Below are 23,485 nucleotides of genomic sequence, written 5' to 3'. Positions count from 1 at the left end.
GCTTGAACGGCGTCGAATATCTTCGTTTTATGGAATTGCTGCCGATCCCGTTGATCGCGAGCGTCCACGGACTTCAACCTGTTTGGCCTCACCTTGCTGGTGAATTTGAGTTTCGATTCCCTCCGGCTAAGTTTTGCGCATTGGCTATGTGTTCGCGCTGCCAGTCGAGCCATTCTAAAAATGATGAGAATGTGGCGCCGCGAAATTACGGCCGTAACCGTATTGTCCACGCCAGTGATGATCCCGTAACTGCCAGTGGTCAAAGCTCCGCGCCTGTTCAGGGAGAATCTTATGTTGCCAAAACGCCAATCCTCTTCGTCGCCTTCGTTGGTCGCCTATCAGCGAACTCCTTCGTTAACTGGGTCTGCGGGCAGTCTTCGGACGCTGCTCGCCGAGCATGGGCGCCGGGAGCGCGAGATCAAAAAGGCCGTCGCTGCCTTGGCGAAACTCGATGACCGGACATTGCGGGATATCGGCATTCCTCAGCGGTCGCAGATTGAGCAGGTCGTGAGGTACTGCCGTGATTGCTGATGTGGTCAGCTATGCAATCGCCGGAATTGGCTTCATCCATGCAGTGGGTCGCTCGTTCGTCCGCAAGGGCCAGCATGAACACTGCTATGACGCTCGCCTACCACAAAGTTCCGCACCTCTGGCGCTTCGTTTCGCACTTTTCACAGACTGCCTCCGACCAGCCATGAAAGTCATTCAGCGCGAGCGAGGGTTGAAGGGGTGATGCGCTTTCGCTGCTGCCTCGGCCGGATTGTCAAAGCGTTGAACCGCCACCAGCAAGGCCGCACATCCGTGGGCTGGAAGCTAATGACTCTAGGCATCTCACTTCTTGGTGACGCGAGGGGATCATGAACGCCGACCGGCTAATCGAAGAATGGAGGCGGCACGGCTGTGTTCTCGAGGTCGAGGGGACGAACACCGTTTTGTCGCGGATGGGCCAGGGAGAGACCGTTATTTGTGTTCATCCGGTTCCAACTTCTGGAATTTCTGGAAGTGGCACGAAACGGACCTGTCGGCCCGGTCTCACGATGTCCGTTCATCGGGGTAGTGCGGACTCGCCGCGAATGGCTCTCCACTTCCGAGTTTGACCCGAAGCGGTCCTTCCGGGCTCCGCTAACATACCTCCCGCGGTCCGGATGACAACGTCTGAAGGTTTATTTGATGGGCGTGGTCAGAGGGTCGTCATTGGTGTCGAGGACGAACACAGCGAGCAGCTTTGCCGGCTCGGTCTTGCTCGCGTTGCGGCTGATCGAATGGATAGCGCCCGGCGGTTCGGACCAGCTCTCGCCTGCCCGATAGATGCGCGTCTCGCCGTCATTCACCTTCGACTCGATAGCGCCCGAAATCACATAGGCATAGATGAAAGCCGACTTCGCGTGGGTGTGGGGCACGGAGGCCGCGCCGGGCGCGTAATCGACTTCCACGGCGATCAGCGACTTGCCAGGGATATTGGGAATGGCCGTCTCGAAGTTCTTCGTGACGGTTTGCGCTTCGCTATCATGGGCGTAGATGGGGCCGGCCATCGAGAAGGCGAGGGCGGCGCAGGTGGCGGCGATGATGGTTCGGATCTTCATGGGCTTTCTCCTTCTGCCTATAGGTTGGTCTTCGTTCTTCATTGTTTCCTCCCGGCCTTGCCGGCCTGCTGATTACGGACACCGAACGGGTCAGTCTCGCGGGATGAAGTCGACGTGGGGCCCCGGCTCGATAATGAACACCGCGAGCGTGGCGAGAACGCACGCGACCGCGGCGACAGCCATCGCCATGTGGAATCCTGAGAACAGCTGAGGACCGCCCTGCTGCAGGACGCCGCCCAGCAGGGCGATGGCGAAGAGGGACCCGGCGCGTGAGACCGCGCTGTTGACACCAGACGCTGTTCCGGCGCGATCGGACTCGACGGAGGTGAGGACGAGGGTCGTCAACGGTGCGATCGCCAGGCTCATGCCCAGCGACAGCAACAGGATGGGGGGGAAGATGTCCGCCCAATAGGTCGCGTTCGAACCGACACGGAGCGTCATGGCGCATCCCAAGGCGACGACGGCGCCGCCGGCGAACAATGGCAAGCGCCGGCCGAACCGGCGGCAGAGCATGCCGGCGAGCGGCGAGACGACCGTAATCAGCACTTGCAGGGGAATGAAGGCCAGGCCCGCCACCAGCGTCGGCAGGTGCGCGCCCCGGATCATCACGAACGGGATCAAGGTTAGCATGATCGTGAACGCTCCGTAGAGGAGCGCGGTGAACAGGTTCGCGCCGACGACCGACCGCGAGGCGAAGAGGGACGGGGGCAGCATGGCGTTGTCGCCTAATCGCCGTTCGGTCACGATGAGGCAGGCTAAGCCGCCCAGACCGACGATCAGGGTGACGAGCACCCAAAGGTTCAGACCGGAACCGTTGGTCAGGCTGGTCAGCCCCGCACCCAGCCCGCCGAGCCCGACTGTCGAAAAGACCGCGCCACCGACGTCGACCCGGGCGTGGCTCGTCGGGGAGTCTTTGGGTATCCACACGGTGCCGACGGCCAGCGCGCCGGCGACTACGGGCAGGAGCATCAGAAAGGTCGTCCGCCAGGACCCGTAATCGAGGATCGCGCCGGCGATCGCGGGCGCGACGCCGCTGGCGACAGCCGCGGCGCCGGACCAGATGCCGACCGCACGGGCTTTCTTGTCGGCGGGAAAGGCCTGCCCGAGCACGGAAAGGCCGTTGGGCAGGATCAAGGCTTCGCCCAAGCCTTGCAGGAACCGGCCGACGATGAGTGGGGCGAAACTCGGCGCGAAACCAATCGCGGTCGCGCCCAGGCCATAGAGAGCGATCCCCGCGAGGAAGATCCGCTTCTGTCCGAAGCGGTCACCCAGAGCGCCGGCGACCAAGGTCAGGGCCGCGAGCGGCAGCAAGTCGAGCGGCGACAGGCGCATCTCTCGGCCAATCGCCGCGAGCGCGACCGTGACGACGGCGCTGCTGACGAACACGAGGCAGCTGCCTAGGCTCGACGCGGCGAGCACCTTTGTGCTGTCCTGCGCGCCGACGGCCTTAGGCTCGGAGAGCGCCAGGCTGCGGTCGGTCAGGATCAGGGACGCGCTGCTCACGACCTAATCCCTCAGGAGCCGGGATGTCGCACCGCCGTGCCTTGATTATTGTCGATAATGTACCGCCAGAACCCATCCGCGCCGCGCCGCATGATGTCGCTCGCTGTGCCGTGCATGTGCACGACCTTGCCGTCAGGACCTGTTCCGTCAATTGACCAGTCCACCACAATCTGGGCGGTGTCGCCGCCGACGAACACATGGCGCACATTTGCCTTCAGCGGCAGGCCGAGCTTGATATCGTGCTCCAGTATGGCCGTGAACTCGGCGCGATCAGTGATTGTTCGCCCGTCGTTCGCGACGAATACCGCCTCCGGGGCGTACAAGGCCATCATTGCCTCGATCTTTCCGGAGTTAAATCGCTTGAGCAGAGACGGGATAACGCCTTCGGGTTTAGTTGGGAGTGGAAAGCTGTCGGACATTAGGGGGCTCCTGTTCGTGTTGGTTGAAATGGTTGCTCTCGGCGTTACTCGACGAACGACCCTCGACGAGGCCGTCGCCGCCTTCAGCCCGCTGTGCGCCTGTCCAATCCCAAACGCATCGCGACTGGCTGCTCAGGCGCGTTAAAGACTGACGTCGTGAGCAGGACAGCGGCAGCGAGAACCCAGTAGTACCAGGCGTCGAGCCCGAAGAATTTGAGGGCAAATGGGGCGATGACAAACACTACCCCGACGGCGATCGACCCACAGGTGCAGCCAGTAGGGAATGATGCGGACGAGCCCGGTGGGATGGTCGGTCAGGGCAGCCAAAAGTAGCGCCGCGACACCGACAGCAACCGAAAGCCACATTGCGACCGGTCCGCTCTGGCCGAGCTTCAGCGCGGACGGCGCTGCGATCAAGACGATCGCGACGGGATAATCGATTAGGTAGGCGTGGATAGACTTGGTGATGAAGCGAAACGACATCGGTGACTCCTACATGTTTGATTGATCGAGCGGGTCCTTGCGACACTCCCGGTATTTCTCTCTCGCGCTCGAGCGTGCGCAATGCGGTCGGCGACGGCGGCGCGGGTCTTCCTCGGGCAGTCCGGCCACCAGGCGCTTGTGCGTCGCTCACGGACGAACGCGGATGACCGTCTTCCCCGCGCGTCGCTCGGTCGCGTTGAAGGTGGCGACGGCATCGTCGAGGGCCGAGACGTTGCCGATGTTCGTCCGCAGTCGTCCGTCCCGCACCCGCTGGACGATCTCACTCAGTTGGGCACGATCGGACTCGACAACGAAGTCGACCGCGAGGCCATCGGCGGGCCGCGCCTCGGCCGGTCCGACGATGGACACCAGTGTTCCTCCGGCTCGAATCAGCCCCGCGGACCGCTTTCCGATGTCGCCGCCGATGACATCGAACACCAGATCGACTCTGCCGACGTCTTCCAGGGCGTCGTTGTCGAGGTCGACGAACTCTTGCGCGCCGAAGTCGAGCGTCTTCTGTCGGTCGGCGGCACGTCCGGTGCCGATGACGTAGGCGCCGGCCTCTCGTGCGAGTTGCGTCACCATCGACCCGACTGCGCCGGCCGCACCGTGCACGAGGACGCTCTGCCCCGCCTGAAGGCGGCCGTGCTCGAACAGTCCCTGCCACGCAGTCAGGTCCGAGATCGGCAGGCTCGCGCCCACCGTGAAGTCGACGTCGCCCGGCAGCGGCGCGAGGTTGCGTGCCTCGATGGCCACATACTCCGCCAGGGTGCCGTCGCGATACCAGTCCGTGAGGCCGAACACCCGCTGTCCCACCGACAGCCCCGTCGTGCCGTAGCCAAGGGCGGTGACCACTCCGGCCAGCTCGTGCCCAGGGATCGACGGTGTTCGATCACGGTCGAGGCGATCGGTCCAGGTCGAGGGCCACGCCAGCTCAGTCGGGACGAACCCCGACGCATGAACCTGAACGACGACGTCGTTTATCGCTGCCTGCGGCTCGGGCCGCTCCACCAGCTTCATCCCGGCCGTTCCCGCCGCCTGGTCCGTTACCACGATTGCCTTCATGATAATTTTCTCCTCGGTCATTTGTCTCTTTGCTGAATATGTTCCAGCGTTAAAAAGCCCGTTCGCGGCCGGCCAATCTGGACAGCTCCGGCCGGCTGCGTGCATCGATGGGCGCGTGTCGCTCACGGACGAACGCGGATGATCGTCTTCCCCTTGATCCGCTTGGTCGGGTTGAAGGCGGCGACGGCATCGTCGAGGGTCGAGACGTTGCCGATGTTCGTCCGCAACCGTCCGTCACGCACGCGCCGGACGATCTCACTCAGTTGGGCGCGATCGGACACGACAACGAAGTCTACCACCAAGCCGTTGGCGGGCCTTGCCTCGGTCGGGCCGGCGATGGTCACCAGCGTTCCTCTGGCTCGAATCAGGCCCGCGGACCGCTTCGCGATGTCGCCGCCGAAGACATCGAAAGCCAGATCGACTCCGCCGACGTCTTCCAGGGCGTCGTTCTCGAGGTCGACGAACTCCTGCGCGCCGAAGTCGAGCGCCTTCTGACGGTGAGCGGCGCGTCCGGTGCCGATGACGTAGCCGCCGGCTTCACGTGCGAGCTGGGTTACCATCGACCCGACTGCGCCGGCCGAGCCGTGCACGAGGACGCTCTGCCCCGCCTGAAGGCGGCCGTGCTCGAACAGTCCCTGCCACGCAGTCAGGCCCGGCATCGCCACGCTCGCGCCCACCGTGAAGTCGACGTCGCCCGGCAGCGGCGCGAGGTTGCGTGCCTCGATCGCCACGTACTCCGCCAGGGTGCCGCCGCGATACGAGTCCGTGAGTCCGAACACCCGCTGTCCCACGGACAAACCCGTCGTGCCGTAGCCGAGGGCGGTGACCACTCCGGCCAGCTCTTGCCCGGGAATCACCGGCGTCCGATCACGGCCGAGGCGATCGGTCCAGGTCGATGGCCACGTCAGCTCATCCCAGGTGAATCCCGACGCATGAACCTGAACGACGACGTCGTTCATCGCCGCCTGCGGCTCGGGCCGCTCCACCAGCTTCATCCCGGCCGTTCCCGCAGCCTGGTCCGTTACCACGATTGCCTTCATGGTAATTTTCTCCTCGGTCATTTGTCTCTTTGCTGGAAACGTTGCAGCGTTGAAAAGCCTGTTCGACATCTCATGCCAGGGGCCATGGGTAACTTCCGAAAGCGGAAGTGGAACAGCGCTTTTCATTGTCTCGATCCGATCTCGATGTGTTGATGGCAACCTTGGATGTCGACGTCATTGGACTCATCGAGTGTTTGGTCAGTCCAGGTTGGCGCCTGTCATTCGGGAGCGTGGACGCGCCGGCTATCCACAAAATGTCAGCCATTGTCGAACTCCTGTCTCCGTGTCTGCGATCTGCGCTGTCTGCATTGACCGGGGCTCCGGATCGGGATCGCTCCGGTCGCTGGTGTTGGCGAATAGATGCGTTGCGCCTGTTCTTAAAACAGTACCAAGATTGCCCATTTTGGCTGTACCATCTCGCGATGGCTGATCTCCCCATCCAACTCGATCGTGCCAGAAGGATCCCGCTCGCTGCCCAGATTTATTCGGCGATCCGAGAGGGCATCGAGAACGGGCGGCTCGTCTCGGGTGCGCGGTTACCCTCTTGGCAGGATCTGGCCGCTCAGCTCGGCGTCTCCCGCGGCACCGTGCGTGTAGCCTACGAACGTCTCATCGCGGAGGAGTTCGCGATTGGTCTCGGGCCGGCAGGAACTCGTGTGGCCGAGCGGCAGCCCCTATCCTCAACGCCTAACCGGTCGCCGGAAGCCCCACTCCTGCCGGATCTCTTCTACGAATTCGGAAGCGCGCCGCTGGCATTTCAGATGGGCGTGCCCGCTCAAGACGCCTTCCCGTTCAAGCTGTGGTCACGCATCCTGACTCGTGAGACCCGGCGGGCTGCGGCGGCGCCGGTGACGTACCCGGATCCGCGTGGCGATCCGGAGCTGCGAAAGGAGGTCGCGGCTTACTTAGGGCTGGCCCGCGGCCTTCGGTGCAGTCCTGCTCAGGTGCTCGTAACCGGCGGATTCTCCGGTGCGCTCGGTCTGGCGATCCGAGGGCTTCAGCTTGGAAGGATGGGAGCTTGGATTGAGGATCCAGGCTTTCCGCTCACACGCACCGCACTCGGCCTGGCTGGCATGGCTGTGACAGCTGTCCCGGTCGATGCGGAAGGACTAGATGTTGCCGATGGTGTCCAGACCGCCGCTGGAGCGAAATTGGCAGTTGTGACACCAGGCCAGCAGGCGCCGCTCGGGATGACGATGTCGCTGCCGCGGCGGCTTGCACTGCTCGCCTGGGCTCGGCGCAACGATGCCTGGATCATCGAGGACGATTACCTGAGCGAACTGCAGCTGAAAGGACGGGCGGCTCCGGCTCTTGCATCTCTCGATCCTGGAGGACGGGTGCTGCACATCGGCAGTTTCAGCAAAACGATCAGCCCGGCGCTGCGCCTGGGTTTCATGGTCGTACCGCCGGAACTGAGTCGTCGGTTCGCTGAGCTCGCTGCTTGCTTGGCGCCGGCGCCGGCTGCGGCCGTGCAGCGCGCCGTGGCGGAATTCCTGCGGGAAGGGCATTACATTCGCCATCTGCGCCGCATGAAGCAGCTTTACGCCGCTCGACGGGAGGCCCTGCTTCGTTGTCTGGGAGAGGTGGCATCAGACTCGATAAAGTTGCAAGCAACCGCCGGTCTGGCGGTGGCGATCTTGCTTCCCGAATCTGCGTCCGACGTGGACATCGCTTCGCGCGCCCTACAGTTCGGCCTGGCGCCGGCTCCCCTGTCGCCGTGGTACGGGCAGCCTCCCCGGCAGCAGGGACTGCTGCTCTGCGTGACCAACCTCAATGAACGGCGGCTGCCAGCGGACTGTCGTCGGCTGTTGGAATTGGCGCGATAGCACTCATGGAAGCAAGGCAGCTACGCATTATCGGTCCGTTTCGATGCTGCCCTCGGCGCGAGTATGCAGGCCGCAACGCGAGACTTAGTGAAGCCAACCGACATGGTCACGCCGCCTGCAATATGCGCGTATTGTGATCACAACCAGTCAATGAACCGACACTCGCGTTGATTGAATTGGACCGACGGCGAACAGGAATTTAGATTGCGAAGGCCGCTAGGCGTCATGTCCGCTGTTGGCGCGTAAGCGACCACCGTGGTCGACGATTAGAGTTCGATCTGCTCGGCTATATTTAGAGCGTCATCTACCTCAATCCCGAGATATCGGACGGTGCTCTCCAGCTTCGTATGGCCGAGGAGGAGTTGCACTGCTCGCAGGTTGCCGGTCTTACGATAAATCTGGGCGGCCTTCGTACGCCGCATCGAGTGTGTGCCATAAAAGGCCGGCTCTAAGGCGATGCTTTCAACCCAGCGATGCACCAGCCGAGCATATTGGCGGGTTGATATGTGAGGGCTGGCATGAAGTCGACTTGGGAAGAGATATCGGGAACCGGTAGCCCGGAGCATTGGCAGCCAGGCTTCAACTGAACTTCTCGACTGCTCCGTGAGCTCAAACTGGACCGGCCGACCTGTCTTCTTTTGTACGATTGTCGCTCGACGCCGGACATTTGTTCCCGAGTAAATGTTGTCCAGTCGCAGTTTGACCAGGTCGCAGGCGCGAAGTTTACTGTCGATTGCTAGGTTAAAGATCGCAAGATCACGCCTTGACCGCGCGATTTCCAGGCGAACTCGAATGGACCATACGTGCTTCGGTTCGAGAGGTTTCTTCTGACCGATGAGCAACCCTTTGTTCCAAGGTCGTTGGCATCGGTCGACAGGACGTGCAGGCATAAGGGATCCTCCGCCATCCCGCCCTCCGCGTCGCTCTATCGCGAACGTGTGACTTTATACCGCGTGAGCATTCTGGCTCTCCCTAGAAGGTACTCGCGACCGACTGCTTCTGGCGCAATGCGGACGTACGCGGATCAGCTAGGTCCGCTAATCGGCCAACATAGTGGGCGTTTAAACTAGAGGGCCGTTCTTCTGGTCCACGGTCGGAGCGTTGGGTTGCCCACGCAGCAAATTTAGTCCAGCACCACCTGATCGCCACAGCGCACCGGACCCGTGGCCAACACGGTTGCGTAGGCGCCAAGGCACGGGAAGGTTCCAGGCCCGAGCATCGGAAATTCGACCTGATTCAGTTTATTCACCCCGGCAACAGCCTCGCGACTGTATGGCAAGCTTCCATGGACGAGCATCGGCACCGCGCAGCGCGGCGTGGGAGCGATCACTTCAATTCTGACGGAATCGCCGATGCGGATTTGGCGACCGATCCAATGGTTTTCTGCAAAAGCCATCGAGGGCAGGGTCTCGATCACGAGATTGGGCCGATATCTGTCCGCCTCGATCGATGCATCCGGCGCGGCGGCGCGGATCACATCGAGCGAAGCCGTGGTCATCAGATGCAGAGGAGCAAAATCGAAAAATCCGCCTATCGGCGCAGCCCCCGCTATAGCGAGCACATCCTGGGTCACGGTCGCGTCCAGCCCCTGGGTCATGACTTCATCCGGCCTTGCACGATTGAGTTCAATCCCCGCGGGCCGAACATCGATCAACCTGACCTCTCGACCCAGCAATTTCGATAATTTCTCGCCGAAATCGGGATCCCCGTGCGGAATTTGGTTTCCTTCAGCATCCGAAATCACGATCGACAATGGCGCCGAGGTGGCGGTGCTGGCGGCGTACGCGAGCAAGTGACGCCACAGGTTGGGTTGCTTCGCGCTGGCGATTTTCCCGGTCAATGCATCGACCAAAGCGTGCGTGCGGTCGCCTTCGAGACCTTCCAGTGTTATCGCGCATTCATTCAGGGTTTCTCCCAGCAGCGACTTGACGGGAAATCGCATGATCGCCCCGATCGTGCCGACCATCGATGTCATTGACCGCCTCACGTTGCTTGGTCGCCGTTCGGCATGATCGCGCTCCATCGAACGATACTTGCAATCGGCATGCCGTGCCAGACCAGATCGTTGGCCAAATCGGTGGCAATAGTTCAAAAGTTCCCGACGTCGCGCAGGCGGTACCACCCCTCGACCAATGGCGCGGCTGCCTTGGCGAACATGTGTAATGGATGGCCAGGCAGTAGCATATCGTCGAACGCGGTGTTGCCTTCGGCATCGCCGAGGATCTTGAGCGCGATCTTCCGGCCGAAATAGGTGGAACGCGAAACCCCGGTTCCGCAATAGCCGAGCGCATAATGAGCGGTTGTGGACCGACCGCTTCTGGCGCAAAGCGGCCTTCAGGTAAAAATCGCCGCCGCGAGCCGACGCGACGCCGTCTTGTCCACAGTTCTCACATTGCAAGGAGGACCTTGAACCCGCCCCAAAACATCCGCTTGCCGTCGAACGGCATTGCCTGCGAATCCATTTCCAGGCGTGAGTCGCTCATGACGGCGGCATTGACGCGATCGCGATCCTCTCGCGACTGGTAGACAATCCATGAGAGCACCACGACTTCATCAGCCTCGAGCTTCACCGCTTGAGGAAACGATGTGACCTTGCCTGGTTTCACATCGTCGGCGACGCATTCTATGTATTCGAGAGCGCCATGCTCTTTCCAGATCGCGCCCGCTTTCGCGGAGAATTGCCTGTAGGCCTCGATGTTCTTGGCAGGAACGGGGATAATGAACCCGTCCACGCACTTGTCAGTCATGTTCATATGAGCTCCGTTTCAAGGGTTCCGGCAGTTCAGCTGTCCCAAGGACGTTTCGCACCGCTCCTTTCCGACAGCATCGCGTAAAAATTCTTTCGCCATTCCAGATGGCGATTTGGGTCTGGCCATGTGTCACGACGACAAAGAAATAGGTTAAGCCGCTGGAAGGACCGCTCTTGGCGCGAGAGCGGCATGGATACCGATGGTCGACGATTAGAGCTCTATCTGCTCGGCCATATTCAAAGCGTCATCCACCTCGACCCCGAGATATCGGACGGTACTTTCTAACTTGGTATGACCGAGGAGAAGTTGCACGGCGCGCAAGTTACCGGTCTTGCGATAAATCTGGGCAGCCTTCGTACACCGCATCGAGTGCGTGCCATAAGACGCCGACTCTAAGCCGATGCTTTTAACCCAGCGATGCACCAGCCGGGCATATTGGCGGGTTGATATATGAGGACTTGCATGAAGTCGACTCGGGAAGAGATATCGCGAACCCGTGGTCCGCAGCATTGGTAGCCACGCTTCAACTGAATTCCTCGACTGCTCCGAAATCTCGAACTGGACTGGTCGACTTGTCTTCTTTTGAACGATAGTCGCTCGACGCCGCACAATTGTTCCCGAGCAAATGTCGTCCAGTCGCAGTTTAATCAAGTCGCAGGCGCGAAGTTTACTGTCAATTGCAAGGTTGAAGATCGCAAGGTCACGCATTGATCGCGCGATTTCTAGGCGAACCCGAATAGACCATACGTGCTTGGGCTCAAGAGGTTTCTTCTGGCCGATGAGCAACCCCTTGTTCCAGGGTCGTTGACATCGGTCGACATGACGTACAGGCATACGGGATCCTCCGCCATCCCGCCCTCCGCGTCGCTCCATCGCGAGCGTATGACTTTATCCCGAATGCTCGCGACCGACCGCTTGTGGCGCAAAGCGGCCATTCGCAACTTTGGAGAACAACTAGGTGAGGCTTCGTTGGGATGAGATAACTACCCGACTTTCTTTTAGATTTAATTTTGTGGCCATACGGGACTACAGTGCGAACCTTTCAATCTCTTGATCTCGCTGGACCACAATGAACCGATAGATCGTCTTAGCGACGTGTCCGATCGGCATTCCGCGGGTAATCAACTTCACCTTGATCGAAGCACCAGTTCCTGAACGAACAGACGGGAATGTACTGATCGAGAATCATTTCCTCTCCGTTGAACCGGGCGATCCGCGGTTGGCTGGCGCATAAAAGCAACTATTCGAAACCAATAATGGTCGCGCGGTCAGCAGTCTGAATTCTTTATGGGATTCGACCGCAGCTCTATGTGTCCGACCCACCTGTACCAACAGGGTCAACGGGGCGTGATGTTACGATTGAAACGCGTTTTTCCGTATTGAAATGATGGCGTGACGCGACCATGCGCAAAACAACGCCGTGTGCCGAGATGGTCACCTACCTAGCGCGAAACTGCCGCCGGGAAGAAATGACGGAAGCCGTTTGAGATGAGCGGAAAGTCTCTGAGAGAACAGTTGGTTGGCGCGTGGGTTCTAACTAGCTGCGTCGAACGGGACGTCGAGACGGGCGTCGAAAATCATCCGCTGAGGATGTCGACACGGCGATCGCTCACGGCCCCGGCCTCCGTTGGGCGCTGCTCGGTCCGTTCCTCAACATGCATCTGTCCGGCGGCGCCGGCGGCATCGCCCATGTGCTGGAGCATCTGGGGCCGCCGCTCGAAGGCTGGTGGCGCGATTTGGGCAGCGTGACGCTCAACGGAAAGCTCAATGCAGCGGTTGGGGCGTGGCCGAGGAACTGGGCGGCGTCGATCCCGGCCGCGTCGCCGGTCGGCGGGACCAGTTGCTGCTGGCCCTTTTGCAGCTCAAGGCCGGCGGCGATCGACTGCCGTAAACGCCAAGGAGAAGTTTCGATGACGATGGCTGCGGACGGCGACGTCACCTACGAGTTGCGCGACGGCGTCGCCTGGCTCGGGCTCGATCGGCCGCACAAGCGCAACGCTATCGACGATGCGCTGCTGGCCGCGTTCGAGGCAGCGGTGCGCCGGGCTCAGGACGAGGCTCGCGCGCTGGTCATTTTCGGCCATGGCCCGTGCTTCTCTGCCGGTCTCGATCTGGCCGAGCAGGGCGCTCGGGAGCCGGTCGAGGTGTTCTACCACTCCCGTGCATGGCACGCGGCGTTTGGCGCGCTGCGCCAAGGTCGCGTTCCCGCGATCGCCGCGCTGCACAGCGCGACGATCGGCGGCGGGCTCGAACTGGCCGCCGCCTGCCACATCCGCGTCGCCGACGAGACGGCATTCTTCGCGTTGCCGGAGGGCACGCGCGGCATCTATGTGGGCGGCGGTGCCTCGGTCCACCTCGCGCGGCTGCTCGGCGCTTCGCGGATGGCGGACATGATGCTCACCGGCCGCGTGCTCGACGCCGCGGCGGCCGAGCGCGCCGGGCTGGTGCAATACCTAGTGCCGGACGGGCAGGCGAAGTCCAAGGCCGAGGAGCTGGCGGCAAAGGTGGCGGCGATGGCTCCGCTTACCGTTCTCGGCGTGCTGCACGCGCTGCCGCGCATCCAGGACATGAGCGAGTCGGACGGGCTGTTCGTCGAGAGCCTGATGGCCACGCTCTCCATGACCGGTCCGGAGGCCGCGGCGCGACTTGCGGAGTTCGTGGCGAAGCGGGCTGCCAAGGTGACGTCGCCCGACGCGGCGGCGGCAGATGCCGCGAAACGGCGGTAAACGTGGGAGACCGGACGATGAAGCATGATTTTTCGCTGCCCGGCGCCGATCAGCAAGAGGCGCCTGTCGCGACGCTCAGCACCCTGTTCGACCATGCGGTCGCGGCGGCGCCCGACAAGGTTGCACTGCGCCGGCTCGATGCCGTGCTGACATATCGCGAGTTGGGGCGCGCGGTGGAGGCTCTGGCCCGGCGCCTCGCCCGGCTAGTCGAGCCGGGCGACGTAGTGGCGCTGCTCCTGCCAAACTCCCTTGAATTCCCCATCGCCTACTTCGCCGCGCTGAAGGCGCTTGCGATCCCCGCCTTGCTCAATCCCCAATATCCGGCCGCGCAGCTCGCGCCGCTGCTGCGGGAGGCCACGGCGCGCGCCGTTATCTGCGCCCCGGCGATGCGGGACATGGTGACCGGCCTCGCCGGCGATCTGGGCATCCCCAGCGTTGTCTGCCCGGGGGACGATGTTATGGTCCCGGAGCTGGTCGCCGAGGCCGGGGCAGCGCTCGGCCTGCGGGCCGCCACGCCGTCCGACTCCGCCGCCCTGTTGTTCAGCGGCGGCACCACCGGACTTCCCAAGATCGTCGAGCACACGCATGGTCGTCTGGCGACCGGAGTGCATTGCATCGAGCACGCCTGGCCGATGCGCGGCCAGGGCGAAGTTTTCCTCCCGATCGCGCCATTTACCCACATCTACGGCTTCGCGACGGGCGTGCTCGTTCCGCTGTCTGTCCGCGGCGAGATCGTGATCCCGGAGCGCTTCCAGCCGGAGCTCGTCGTCGAGCTGCTTGTGCGCCACCGCGTGACCTTCTTCGGCGGCGGCCCGCCGGCGATTTATGCCGGGTTGCTGGCGGCCCGCAACCTGGGCAGCGCCGATCTTTCGGCCCTCCGGATGTGCCCCGCCGGCGGCGCACCGTTCCCGGTCGAGCTCATGGAACGCTGGCGGCACGCTACGGGGCTCGAGATCTATGAGGGCTACGGTATGTCGGAAATGGCTCCTATCAGCGCCGCAACCGCCCAGTCGGGCGTTCGGCCGGGCTCGGTCGGGAAGCCCATACCCGGCAGCGACGTGCAGGTCGTCGACCTGGAGACTGGGCTGCGCGTGCTGCCGCCGGGCGAGAAGGGCGAGTTGCGGGTTCGCGGCCCGCACATGATGACGGGATACCGCAATCGACCGGAGGAAACCGCGCAGACCATCCGCGACGGCTTCATCTACACGGGCGATATCGGCCATGTCGACGGGGACGGCTTCGTGTTCATCACCGACCGCAAGAAGGACGTGGTGTTCGTCAGCGGCTTCAACGTCTTCCCGCGCGAGGTGGAGGAGCTGATCCACACTCACCGCAGTGTCGCCATGGCCGGCGTCGTCGGCGTGCCGGACGCGCGTACCGGCGGCGAGCGCCTGGTCGCCTTCGTCGTCCCTCGAACGGGCGAGACGGTCGACCCTACCGAGATCTCGCGGTACTGCGCGGGCCGGCTGGTCAGCTACAAATGCCCGAGCGAGGTGCGGGTGGTCGAGCAACTGCCCATTACGGCCGCTCACAAGCTGGATCACGTCGCACTGCGTCGAGCCGCCCGTGGCGAGCAGGAGCTCTCTCAGCGGGAGCGAGGGTTGAAGGGGTGATGCGCTTTCGGCTGCTGCCTCGGCCGGACTGTCAAGGCGTCGACTCTTCCCCCGCGATTGCGTCCTCAATCGCCAGATTGATCAGGGCGCGTTGAACAGTTCTGGGAATAAGCTTGAGTTGTAGATTGGGATCGAAGGCTTCTACAATGAAAAACGTTTGCACTTGGCGATTGGCTATCGATCACCCGCAGACTTCGAACGCAGCCTGAAATCTGCATGAGTCTGATGTGCTTGGAATCGAGGCAGGGTCAAGTCGCCTCCGTTTAGAGAACAAGCATCAAACGAAGCGAGGAGTGTGATGAGGGTTGAACTCAACGTACCTGAGTCTGTCACAGAGCCGCGCATGTGGGTGCAAGATCAGCCGGTTCTCATCATGGCGTTGCGGACTGGTTCCGCTGAAGTTGGTTTGCGCCGTTCTGAGATGATGAGACTTATTTTTGGCGCGGGCGAAATGTGCCTGGTCCCTCGTCATTTTGAGACATGGGTTCGAACCAATGACTTGCACTATTTGTATTTGTCCGTCGGCATCTCGGACGCCGCCCTAGCGGCAGCCTGTGATGGAACAAGGGGCGACGTGGAATTGCGCAGAGTGGAAAGCCTGGTTGACGCACGAGTCGGTGCGCTGGCCGCGGCCGTGAATGCGGAGAGAGTTGCGGGCTTTCCGAGTGGGCGGCTATTTCTAGATTCCGTCGAGCAAGCGCTCGCCGTGGCGCTGGTCAACGGCTATGCAGTGCGGCACCGTTCCGTGCAGACGTACCGAGGCGGGCTAGGTTCCGGTCGTTTGCGCAGGATCAAAGAGTTCGTAGACGCGAAGATGGACGACGATTTGACCCTTTGCGAGATGGCGCAATCAGTGGAGTTGAGCACAGCTCATTTCTCGCGGATGTTTCGCAAGTCAACCGGCGAGACGCCGCATCAATTTCTCTTACGTCAGAGGGTAGAGCGTGCCAAAGAGATGTTGCGCTCCGCCGATGCGCGAGTAATGGATGTAGCCGTGGCCTGCGGCTTCAAAACCCAACAGCATTTTGCGCAGATCTTCCGTCGCGTGTGTGGAGCTAGTCCGACAGAATATCGCCAAGAATTTCTGGGCCGCGAAGCGACGTGCGGTAAACCTGCTCTCAAAATACGCCACGCTCACCCGGGTCTGCGGCGAAATTGTGCGTGAATTCATAGTTGGCCCTACATCGGCCGCCGTTCGTAGCTCGCTCTTTGCATCCGCATCTCTCTGTCACCCGTGCAAGTGGGAGGTGGCCGCCTGATTGAAACCTCTGCCACAGCCTTCGACAAGCATTGTCAGGTGCGGCGGCAATTCTGACAGACTCGCGCGCGGCTCACTCGAACTCTCGTCATTGTCTCCTTCATGGCACTCCGCCAGATGAACGCTGATCCGTTGGATTCCTGTCTCCGGCATCAAGGATTCAGCAAGATTCCGACCAGAGGAGCAGATACTCGCACAACTCCTTATTCGACATGCAGTTTACTGAGATCGCCAAGGCGAACAAGCCATGGCAGGCCCAGGAGAACTGAGATGAGCTCGAATAGTGAAAGACAATCAGCGGTAGATTTTGCGGAGCGCGTTCGTGAGAACCAGCGGAGGCGCAGGTCCAATCTAAAATCGCATTACGACTTCATCGTCTGTGGGTCAGGCTCCTCTGGCTCGGTGGTGGCGCGCCACCTGGCAGAGAATCCAGACGTTAGCGTGCTCTTGCTCGAAGCAGGCGACACCGACGATGTGCCAAGCGTGACAGAAGCGGCTCGCTGGTTTGAAAACCTCGGGAGCGAGCGCGATTGGAAGTTTGTGGCTCAACCCAATCCACACCTCAACGGACGTTCCATGCCGCTAAGTATGGGCAAGGTGCTCGGCGGAGGATCGAGCATCAATGTGATGGCTTGGGCACGCGGACATAAGAACGATTGGGATTTCTTCGCATCCGAGTCCGGCGACACGGCATGGAACTATGAGTCCGTACTCAATATCTATCGTCGGATTGAAGACTGGCGGGGCGCACCAGATCCCACGCGCCGCGGGACCGGCGGGTTGGTTTTCGTGCAGCCCGCGCCTGATCCGAATCCAATCGCTCCGGCCATGGTGGAAGGAGCGCGTTCCATTGGGATGCCGGCCTTTGATAGCAACAATGGCCATCTGATGGAAGGCGATGGCGGAGCGTCTGTCACCGATTTGCGTGTACGCGATGGGAAGCGCCTATCGGTCTTTCGTGCTTACGCCTTCCCCTACATGGACCGGCCAAACCTGACTGTGCTCACCCACGCATTGGTCACCAAGCTTACCTTAGAGGGAAAGCGAACCACCGGTGTGGAGATCGCTTTTGAAGGAAAAATCCAACGCATTACGGCTGGACTCGAGGTTGTTCTGTCGTTGGGCGCGATTCACACGCCGAAGGTGTTGATGCTTTCTGGCATTGGCGATGAGGCTGAGCTACGACGCCTCGGCTTACCGGTCATCCAGCATCTTCCAGGCGTCGGACAGAACTTTCAGGATCATTTTGGTGTTGGTTGTGTCTGGGAGTATCAGCAACCGCTCGCTCCTCGCAACAATGGAGGCGAGGCAACGTTCTTTTGGAAGAGCAATCTTGGTCTTGACACTCCGGATTTGCAGGCCTGCCAGGCTGAAGTACCCATCTGCAGTGCCGAGACTGGCGCCAAGTTCAATCCATCGCCGGCTTCTTGGTCATTATTCGGAGGTCTCGTACGCCCGAACAGCCGAGGTCAGATCCGCTTGACGGGACCCAACCCTGACGACCCTGTACAGATCGAGGCCAATACGCTCTCACACCCGGACGACCTGAAGGCCGCAGTAGCGTGCGTGGAACTTTGTCGCGAGATTGGCAATTCGGCCGCGCTTCGACCCTTTACAAAACGCGAAGTCATGCCTGGCAACCTGAGAGGAGCTGCACTAGAAGACTTCATTCGGGATGCGGCCTCCACTTACCACCATCAGACGTGTACCGCGAAAATGGGGCGCGATTCGATGTCGGTCGTAGACGGCCAACTTAAGGTCTATGGAATCGAAAACCTTCGCATCGCAGACGGCTCGATCATGCCGCGCGTGACCACCGGCAATACCATGGCTCCCTGCATCATCATCGGCGAGCGTGCCGCAGAAGCCTTGCGGAATGAGCACAGGTTAGAGACATCGTCCGCGGACGATATAACCATGACCGCCGCTGGGGCAAGCCAGAGTACTGCCCCACGGTACTGATAACGGTTTACGACAAGCAGTGATATTAGCGCCGCCTTACTGTAAGCGATCGCGAAGTCCAAGAGGGTATCAATCATGGAAATCACTACGAGAAGTAAAACACAACCCAAGGGAATTAACAGGGTCACTTACGTGCTTATACACGGCGGTTGGCATGGAAGCTGGTGTTGGAAGCGGATACGTAAGGCCCTCCAAGGTGCCGGCCATGAAGTCTTCACGCCTAGCCTTACGGGAGTTGGCGAGCGCTCTCATCTCAGCTCGGCCACGGTCATTCGACGGCACCTTTTGTGAACTGCTTCACTTACGCCGAGCGAGGGTTGATCTACCAAGCGCCGGTGTGCAACGGGCATTGGAGGTCGCAGAATGGATACTATTTTGAATTTTCTTTCCCGCGCGACAGGACGGAATGTCGGCTACGAAACGGTCCAAACCAACATCATTGCTTGCGGAATCGGATTGTTCCTTTTGTTACTCTTCCTTCTTCTTGGCTGAAATTCGCAGTTTAGGACGTCCGGGTTTCTCACCAATTGCGGCATGCAGACCGCCTGGGTCGCCGGCGACCCAAGGGGAACCACCCTGTTCCCGGCGCCGCTTTCATCGTCCGGATGATTGGTCATTGTTGCTCTAAAGTCAGTCAGATTCCGATTTTCGGTACCGCGCGAAATCCTTTTTGACTGTGCGACGTGAGATGTCGTTTTGTTCGAGGAGGGCGCAGCGTTCCGGAGAGCGGAAGGTGTACCATGTCGGATGTCTTTATCGCGGTAATCGCAGCCAGCTTCGTGCTGCTGCTTTGCTCGGGCTTGCTCGCTATCGCATTTATGCGGCCTGTGTGTACCGAAAACCTCATCCGAGTTGATGCCGTGACGGAATCGCCTAAGTTGGCGGAATGATCGGGCTGCTCAGTTTCGCTCTGGCCGTCCTAGCCTCGCCATTCAAGTCGAAGTTGCGGCTTGAGGCGGAGAATGCTGTGCTCCGACATCAGCTGATCGTCTTGCGGCGTAGGGTGAGGGGTCGAGCTCAGCCTACCAACAACGACCGCTGGTTCCTCGTCCAGATGTATCGATGGTTTCCATCGATCCTGAAGCTCGCTACAATTGTCGAACCTGAGACGTTGGTGCGGTGGCATCGGGCCGGCTTTCGCTGCTACTGGCGTTGGAAGTCGCGCCCACAGGGAGGGCGACCGCAGATCGACACGGAGCTGCGCGCGCTGATCCGGCAGATGAGCACGGAGAACCAGCTTTGGGGTGCGCCACGCATCCACGGCGAACTGCTCAATCTTGGGTTTGAGGTCGCGCAGTCGAGTGTTGCCAAGTACATGGTCAAACGGCGAGGGCCACCCAGCCAGGGATGGCGGACCTTCTTGCATAACCACGCGCCGGACACTGCCGCCATGGACCTATTAGTTGTTCCGACCATCGGTTTCGACCTGCTCTATGCTTTCGTCATCGTCCGGCTCGGCCGCAGAGAGCTCATCTGGATCAACGTCACGGCACATCCAACCGCCGAATGGGTCGCGCGTCAAATCACGGAGGCATTCCCCTGGAACGAGGCTCCGCGCTACATGATCCGGGACCGTCATCGCATCTACGGTGCGGTCGTCAGACGCCGACTGCGTGCCATGGGCATCCGGGACAAACCTTTTGCACCGGCCTCACCCTGGCAGAACGGCTTTGCCGAACGGTTGATCGGATCGATCCGGCGTGAGTGTTTGGACCACATCATTGTCTTAGGCGAGGCACATCTGCGCCGGCTTCTGAAATCTTACGCTCGCTACTATAATGAGACGCGCACGCACTTGGCCTTGGACAAGGATGCGCCCCTATCGCGCACCGTAAAGAGGGCAGGGCGTATTCTTTGCCGTCCAGTCCTCGGCGGATTGCATCACGAATATATCCGGATTTGATTTCCGATAGGCACAGGTGGTCGCCGTCGCCCGACGAGGTAGCTTCAGCGCCGCAGCGACAGAACTCGGGATGTCATCGACGGCGCTCAGCAATGCCGTGGCCGGCCTGGAAGCGCGCCTGGGCGTCCGGCTATTCAACCGGACCACCAGGAGCGTATCCCTCTCGGAAGCGGGCGAGCAGTTCGTCGGTAAAATTGCCCCAGCGCTCTCTGATATCCGCAGCGCGATGGAGACTGTGAATAGCCTTCGCAGCACGCCGACGGGAACGCTGCGTATCAACAGCGCCGTCGGCGGCGCACGGCAGATCCTCGTGCCGATCGTCCTCGAATATCTTCGCCGCTATCCGGAGATGAAGGTCGATCTCGTCATCGAGAGCCGCCAGATCGATATCGTCGCCGAGGGGTTTGACGCCGGTATTCGTAGTGGTGATGCCATTCCCGGAGACATGATCACCGTGCCCCTCGGCCGTGAATTGCGTTCTGCCGTCGTCGGATCGCCGGCCTATTTCCGTCAGATGCCGCGACCGCGCACGCCCGGAGATCTCACAGCCCATCGCTGCATTCGCGCTCGGTGGCCGAGCGGCGCCATCTATCGCTGGGAATTCGAGCGACGGGGGGAAGCGCTCACGATTGACGTCCCGGGCTCACTTACGATCGGCGATCCGATGCTGAGGCTCGAGGCGGCGTTAGCGGGTGCGGGCCTCGCCTATCTGGCGGATTGGTTCGTTGCCGCCGACATCAGGGCGGGGCGTCTGGTGCGGGTATTGGAGGACTGGACGCCGTCATCTGCGGGCTTCCGTCTCTATTATCCTAGCCGTCGGCATGTGCGCGTGGGGTTGCGCGCCTTCATCGATCTTATCCGTGAAGTCCGGGCAGGACCTGCAAGCCGTCCGGATGTTTGAGGACCGGCGGGTTGGACGACACCGCGGCGAAGCCTTTAGCTATGCGGACGTTCCACCTCCGGGACCGCATACCGCGCCGACGAAGCCTGCGATGTCGCCTCTTGGCACGAAACGGACCAGACCGGCTGGTCTGGCGATGTCTGTTATGGAGGGCAGAACGGACATGCCGTTCCAGCGCGGTCACTTCCGTTTTTGGACCCACAGCAGACGTCGGCTTCACTTCCTAGTCCCGGTATGTATGGTGCTTTGTTCACACTGGCTGCTTCAACGCGGTGGCGTCGACGGGCAGCTTTCGTAAGCGCTTGCCAGTTGCGGCAAAGATCGCATTGGCCACTGCGGGAACGATGGCCGACGTCCCGGCCTCGCCCATCCCGCCCGGCGGCTCCCGGCTCTGGACGATGTGGACCTCGATGGCCGGCGCCTCGTTTATGCGCAGGATTTGGTAGGTGTCGAAGTTGGTTTGCTCAACACGGCCGTCTTTGAGGGTGATCTCGCCATAGAGCGCCGCCGTTGTGCCGAACATGATCGCGCTCTGGATCTGCGCGCGCACGGTATCGGGATTGACGACGGCGCCGCAATCGACCGCGCAGACGACGCGCCGGACACGAGCCGCTCCGTCCCTCGACACTTCGACCTCGGCGATCTGCGCCATGTAGGTCGAGAAGGCGAACTGGATGGAGACGCCACGGCCGACCCTCTCAGGCAAGGGCTGTCCCCAGCCGGCCTTTTCCGCGGCAAGCGCGAGGACAGCCTTGGCGCGAGGCGTCTTGTCGAGGAGGGCCAGCCGATAGGCGACCGCGTCTTGTTTCGCCGCTGCCGCAAGTTCGTCCATGAAACTCTCGGTCACGAAGACATTGTGCGACGGCCCGACGCTGCGCCAGAAGGCCGTCGGAATGCCCGGAGGCTCCACCCGCAGATACTCGACGTGCATGTTCGGGAGGTCATAGACCAGATCGATCGCGCCTTCGGTCGTATCGGGATCGAGGCCGTTGTTGAATCCCGGAGGAAGCCATCTCGCGATGATCGAGGAGCCGGCGAAGCGATTACTCCAGGCGACCGGCATTCCTTTCTCATCGAGACCGGCGGATAGCCGGTCGAAGAAATAGGGCCGGTACATGTCGTGCTGGATATCTTCCTCGCGGGTCCACACGACCTTGACTGGGCCATCGACATGCTGCGCGATCTGAACAGCGCGGGTGACGCCGTCACTCTCGAGCCTGCGACCGAAGCCGCCGCCGATGAGGTGATTGTGAACAACGACCTTGTCCAACGGCAGTCCGGTGGTCTTTGCGGCAGCGGCCTGGACTCGCGCGAGGGCCTGGTTGCCGACCCAAACTTCGCAGCCGTCCTTGCGAACATGGATTGTGCAGTTCATCGGCTCCATGGTCGCGTGCGCGAGGAACGGAACCTGGTAGATCGCTTCGACCTTGGCGACGGCATTCGCCATGGCCTTATCGATATTGCCGATCGTCTGCGCGACCGCGCCCGGATTGAGCGTCGCCTTTTCGAGCTCGCGCGCGACCACTTGCGTGCTGAGCTTGGCGTGCGGCCCGTCGTCCCATTCAATCACCAGGGCCGCCAGCCCCTTCTTCGCCGCCCCCATATGGTCGGCCACAACGGCGACCGCGTCGTCGAGCCTTACGATCTGACGCACGCCCTTGACGGCCTTGGCCGCCGCATCATCGACACTCTTCACACGGCCGCCGAAGACGGGCGATTGCGCAAGGGTCGCGATCTTCACGCCCGGTGGCCGAACGTCGATGCCATAGACGGCCGTTCCGTTGACCTTCGCCGGAGTATCCAGACGCTTGGCCGGGGTGCCGATGAGCTTGAAATCCTCCGGCCGCTTGAGCACCACGGTGTCGGGGACAGGCATGCGGGCGGCGTCGGCGGCAAGTTCGCCATATTTGATGGTTCTGCCCGTCGGCGCGTGAAGCACTTCGCCGCTTTGCGCGCGGCAGGACGCCGGATCAACATTCCAGCGCTTTGCAGCCGCCGATACGAGCATGGTTCTGGCGGTGGCGCCGGCTTCACGCAGCGGCTTCCACGCGCCGCGTATCGCGTTCGAGTTGCCTGTTGCCTGCACTCCTAACAAGGGGTTGGCGTAGAGCTTTTCGTTCGGCGGAGCATGTTCGAGGCGCACCTGTTTCAGATCCACCTCCAGCTCTTCGGCGATCAGCATAGGGATCGACGTATAGGTGCCCTGGCCCATCTCGACATAGGGCATGGTCAGGACAATCTGCCCGTCGCCTCCGATGCGGACGAAGGCATTAGGCGCAAAGCCTTCGGCGTCGGCCGCTTCGGCAACGCCGTCTGCAAACGGCAGGCTCAGGCTCAGCATCAGGCCTCCGCCCGCGGCCGCTCCGGCCTGCAGGAACCTGCGCCGGGAAACACCGTTCGCTGGCGATCGAACTGAGCCGGTGGCTTTGGCGGTGAGGCGATCGAGACTCATT

Annotated in this window: 23 protein-coding genes; 12 read left to right on the top strand and 11 right to left on the bottom strand. The window is 61.4% G+C overall.

All coding sequences use genetic code 11. The features are described 5' to 3' along the window. Nucleotides 1-2 precede the first annotated feature (2 nt). Entirely contained in the window at nt 3-455 is a 453-nt protein-coding gene (locus B5527_RS46705; protein ID WP_245332290.1) for a hypothetical protein, read from the top strand. After that, on the top strand, nt 439-531 hold the full coding sequence (locus tag B5527_RS47855; protein ID WP_425305110.1) for a hypothetical protein: 93 nt from the start codon (nt 439-441) through the stop codon (nt 529-531). Before B5527_RS46705 ends, B5527_RS47855 begins: the two co-directional genes overlap by 17 nt. Nucleotides 532-1,163: 632 nt before the next feature. On the opposite strand, the gene B5527_RS28290 is transcribed toward B5527_RS47855, so the two are convergent. The 6 genes from B5527_RS28290 to B5527_RS28265 all read right to left on the bottom strand — a co-directional run bounded on the left by B5527_RS28290 (nt 1,164) and on the right by B5527_RS28265 (nt 6,093). Continuing rightward, a complete protein-coding gene (locus B5527_RS28290; protein ID WP_079604440.1) occupies nt 1,164-1,583 on the bottom strand; it encodes a cupin domain-containing protein in 420 nt (139 codons plus the stop codon). A gap of 90 nt (nt 1,584-1,673) precedes the next feature. Next, a complete protein-coding gene (locus B5527_RS28285) occupies nt 1,674-3,086 on the bottom strand; it encodes an MFS transporter (RefSeq protein WP_079604439.1) in 1,413 nt (470 codons plus the stop codon). 11 nt (nt 3,087-3,097) lie between these two features. Beyond that, nucleotides 3,098-3,505, bottom strand: coding sequence for a YybH family protein (locus tag B5527_RS28280; protein ID WP_079604438.1), 408 nt, complete (start codon nt 3,503-3,505; stop codon nt 3,098-3,100). Nucleotides 3,506-3,646: 141 nt separating this feature from the next. Then, nucleotides 3,647-3,988, bottom strand: a complete 342-nt coding sequence (locus B5527_RS28275; protein WP_245332289.1) for a hypothetical protein — start codon at nt 3,986-3,988, stop codon at nt 3,647-3,649. Between the two features lie 147 nt (nt 3,989-4,135). Further along, nucleotides 4,136-5,053 carry an NADP-dependent oxidoreductase gene (locus B5527_RS28270; protein WP_079607572.1) on the bottom strand — a complete coding sequence of 306 codons (918 nt, stop codon included), beginning with the start codon at nt 5,051-5,053 and terminating at the stop codon, nt 4,136-4,138. A 122-nt stretch (nt 5,054-5,175) separates the two neighbouring features. After that, a complete protein-coding gene (locus B5527_RS28265; protein WP_079607571.1) occupies nt 5,176-6,093 on the bottom strand; it encodes an NADP-dependent oxidoreductase in 918 nt (305 codons plus the stop codon). A 422-nt stretch (nt 6,094-6,515) separates the two neighbouring features. Here B5527_RS28265 and B5527_RS28260 point away from each other — a divergent pair, with 422 nt between their 5' ends. After that, nucleotides 6,516-7,919 (top strand): PLP-dependent aminotransferase family protein, encoded by a 1,404-nt coding sequence (locus B5527_RS28260; protein ID WP_079607570.1) that lies wholly within the window; start codon nt 6,516-6,518, stop codon nt 7,917-7,919. Nucleotides 7,920-8,185: 266 nt separating this feature from the next. On the opposite strand, the gene B5527_RS28255 is transcribed toward B5527_RS28260, so the two are convergent. The 4 genes from B5527_RS28255 to B5527_RS28240 form a co-directional block, all read right to left on the bottom strand. Beyond that, on the bottom strand, nt 8,186-8,809 hold the full coding sequence (locus B5527_RS28255; protein WP_079604437.1) for a tyrosine-type recombinase/integrase: 624 nt from the start codon (nt 8,807-8,809) through the stop codon (nt 8,186-8,188). 233 nt (nt 8,810-9,042) lie between these two features. Then, a complete protein-coding gene (locus B5527_RS28250; RefSeq protein WP_079607569.1) occupies nt 9,043-9,885 on the bottom strand; it encodes an MOSC domain-containing protein in 843 nt (280 codons plus the stop codon). A 421-nt stretch (nt 9,886-10,306) separates the two neighbouring features. After that, nucleotides 10,307-10,672 (bottom strand): DUF1428 domain-containing protein, encoded by a 366-nt coding sequence (locus tag B5527_RS28245; protein WP_245332288.1) that lies wholly within the window; start codon nt 10,670-10,672, stop codon nt 10,307-10,309. 207 nt (nt 10,673-10,879) lie between these two features. Further along, nucleotides 10,880-11,503: a tyrosine-type recombinase/integrase gene (locus B5527_RS28240; protein WP_079604436.1), complete on the bottom strand. Its 624-nt coding sequence runs from the start codon at nt 11,501-11,503 to the stop codon at nt 10,880-10,882. Nucleotides 11,504-11,750: 247 nt separating this feature from the next. Here B5527_RS28240 and B5527_RS47850 point away from each other — a divergent pair, with 247 nt between their 5' ends. The 9 genes from B5527_RS47850 (at nt 11,751) to B5527_RS28205 (ending at nt 21,032) form a co-directional block, all read left to right on the top strand. Next, nucleotides 11,751-11,903: a hypothetical protein gene (locus B5527_RS47850; RefSeq protein ID WP_154072917.1), complete on the top strand. Its 153-nt coding sequence runs from the start codon at nt 11,751-11,753 to the stop codon at nt 11,901-11,903. 421 nt (nt 11,904-12,324) lie between these two features. Next, nucleotides 12,325-13,395, top strand: a complete 1,071-nt coding sequence (locus tag B5527_RS28235; protein ID WP_338065041.1) for a crotonase/enoyl-CoA hydratase family protein — start codon at nt 12,325-12,327, stop codon at nt 13,393-13,395. Nucleotides 13,396-13,412: 17 nt separating this feature from the next. Beyond that, nucleotides 13,413-15,008: a class I adenylate-forming enzyme family protein gene (locus B5527_RS28230; RefSeq protein ID WP_079604435.1), complete on the top strand. Its 1,596-nt coding sequence runs from the start codon at nt 13,413-13,415 to the stop codon at nt 15,006-15,008. A gap of 298 nt (nt 15,009-15,306) precedes the next feature. After that, on the top strand, nt 15,307-16,173 hold the full coding sequence (locus tag B5527_RS28225; protein ID WP_079604434.1) for an AraC family transcriptional regulator: 867 nt from the start codon (nt 15,307-15,309) through the stop codon (nt 16,171-16,173). A 363-nt stretch (nt 16,174-16,536) separates the two neighbouring features. Then, entirely contained in the window at nt 16,537-18,228 is a 1,692-nt protein-coding gene (locus tag B5527_RS28220) for a GMC family oxidoreductase (RefSeq protein ID WP_079604433.1), read from the top strand. 75 nt (nt 18,229-18,303) lie between these two features. Then, nucleotides 18,304-18,519 carry an alpha/beta fold hydrolase gene (locus B5527_RS47420; protein ID WP_338065040.1) on the top strand — a complete coding sequence of 72 codons (216 nt, stop codon included), beginning with the start codon at nt 18,304-18,306 and terminating at the stop codon, nt 18,517-18,519. 449 nt (nt 18,520-18,968) lie between these two features. Next, nucleotides 18,969-19,118 (top strand): hypothetical protein, encoded by a 150-nt coding sequence (locus B5527_RS44620; RefSeq protein ID WP_154072577.1) that lies wholly within the window; start codon nt 18,969-18,971, stop codon nt 19,116-19,118. Continuing rightward, nucleotides 19,115-20,131 (top strand): integrase core domain-containing protein, encoded by a 1,017-nt coding sequence (locus B5527_RS46700; RefSeq protein ID WP_245332287.1) that lies wholly within the window; start codon nt 19,115-19,117, stop codon nt 20,129-20,131. The genes B5527_RS44620 and B5527_RS46700 overlap by 4 nt, the downstream gene beginning before the upstream one ends. A gap of 16 nt (nt 20,132-20,147) precedes the next feature. Next, nucleotides 20,148-21,032, top strand: a complete 885-nt coding sequence (locus tag B5527_RS28205; RefSeq protein ID WP_245332286.1) for a LysR family transcriptional regulator — start codon at nt 20,148-20,150, stop codon at nt 21,030-21,032. A 250-nt stretch (nt 21,033-21,282) separates the two neighbouring features. Here the strand turns inward: B5527_RS28205 and B5527_RS28200 are convergent, their stop codons facing one another. Next, on the bottom strand, nt 21,283-23,484 hold the full coding sequence (locus B5527_RS28200) for a xanthine dehydrogenase family protein molybdopterin-binding subunit (RefSeq protein WP_079604432.1): 2,202 nt from the start codon (nt 23,482-23,484) through the stop codon (nt 21,283-21,285). Nucleotide 23,485 lies beyond the last annotated feature (1 nt).

The organism is Bradyrhizobium erythrophlei (assembly GCF_900129425.1).
GTDB classification, from domain to species: Bacteria; Pseudomonadota; Alphaproteobacteria; order Rhizobiales; family Xanthobacteraceae; genus Bradyrhizobium; species Bradyrhizobium erythrophlei_C.
Note: the sequence above shows the minus strand (reverse complement) of the source record. Positions and strands in the feature narration are given on the sequence as shown.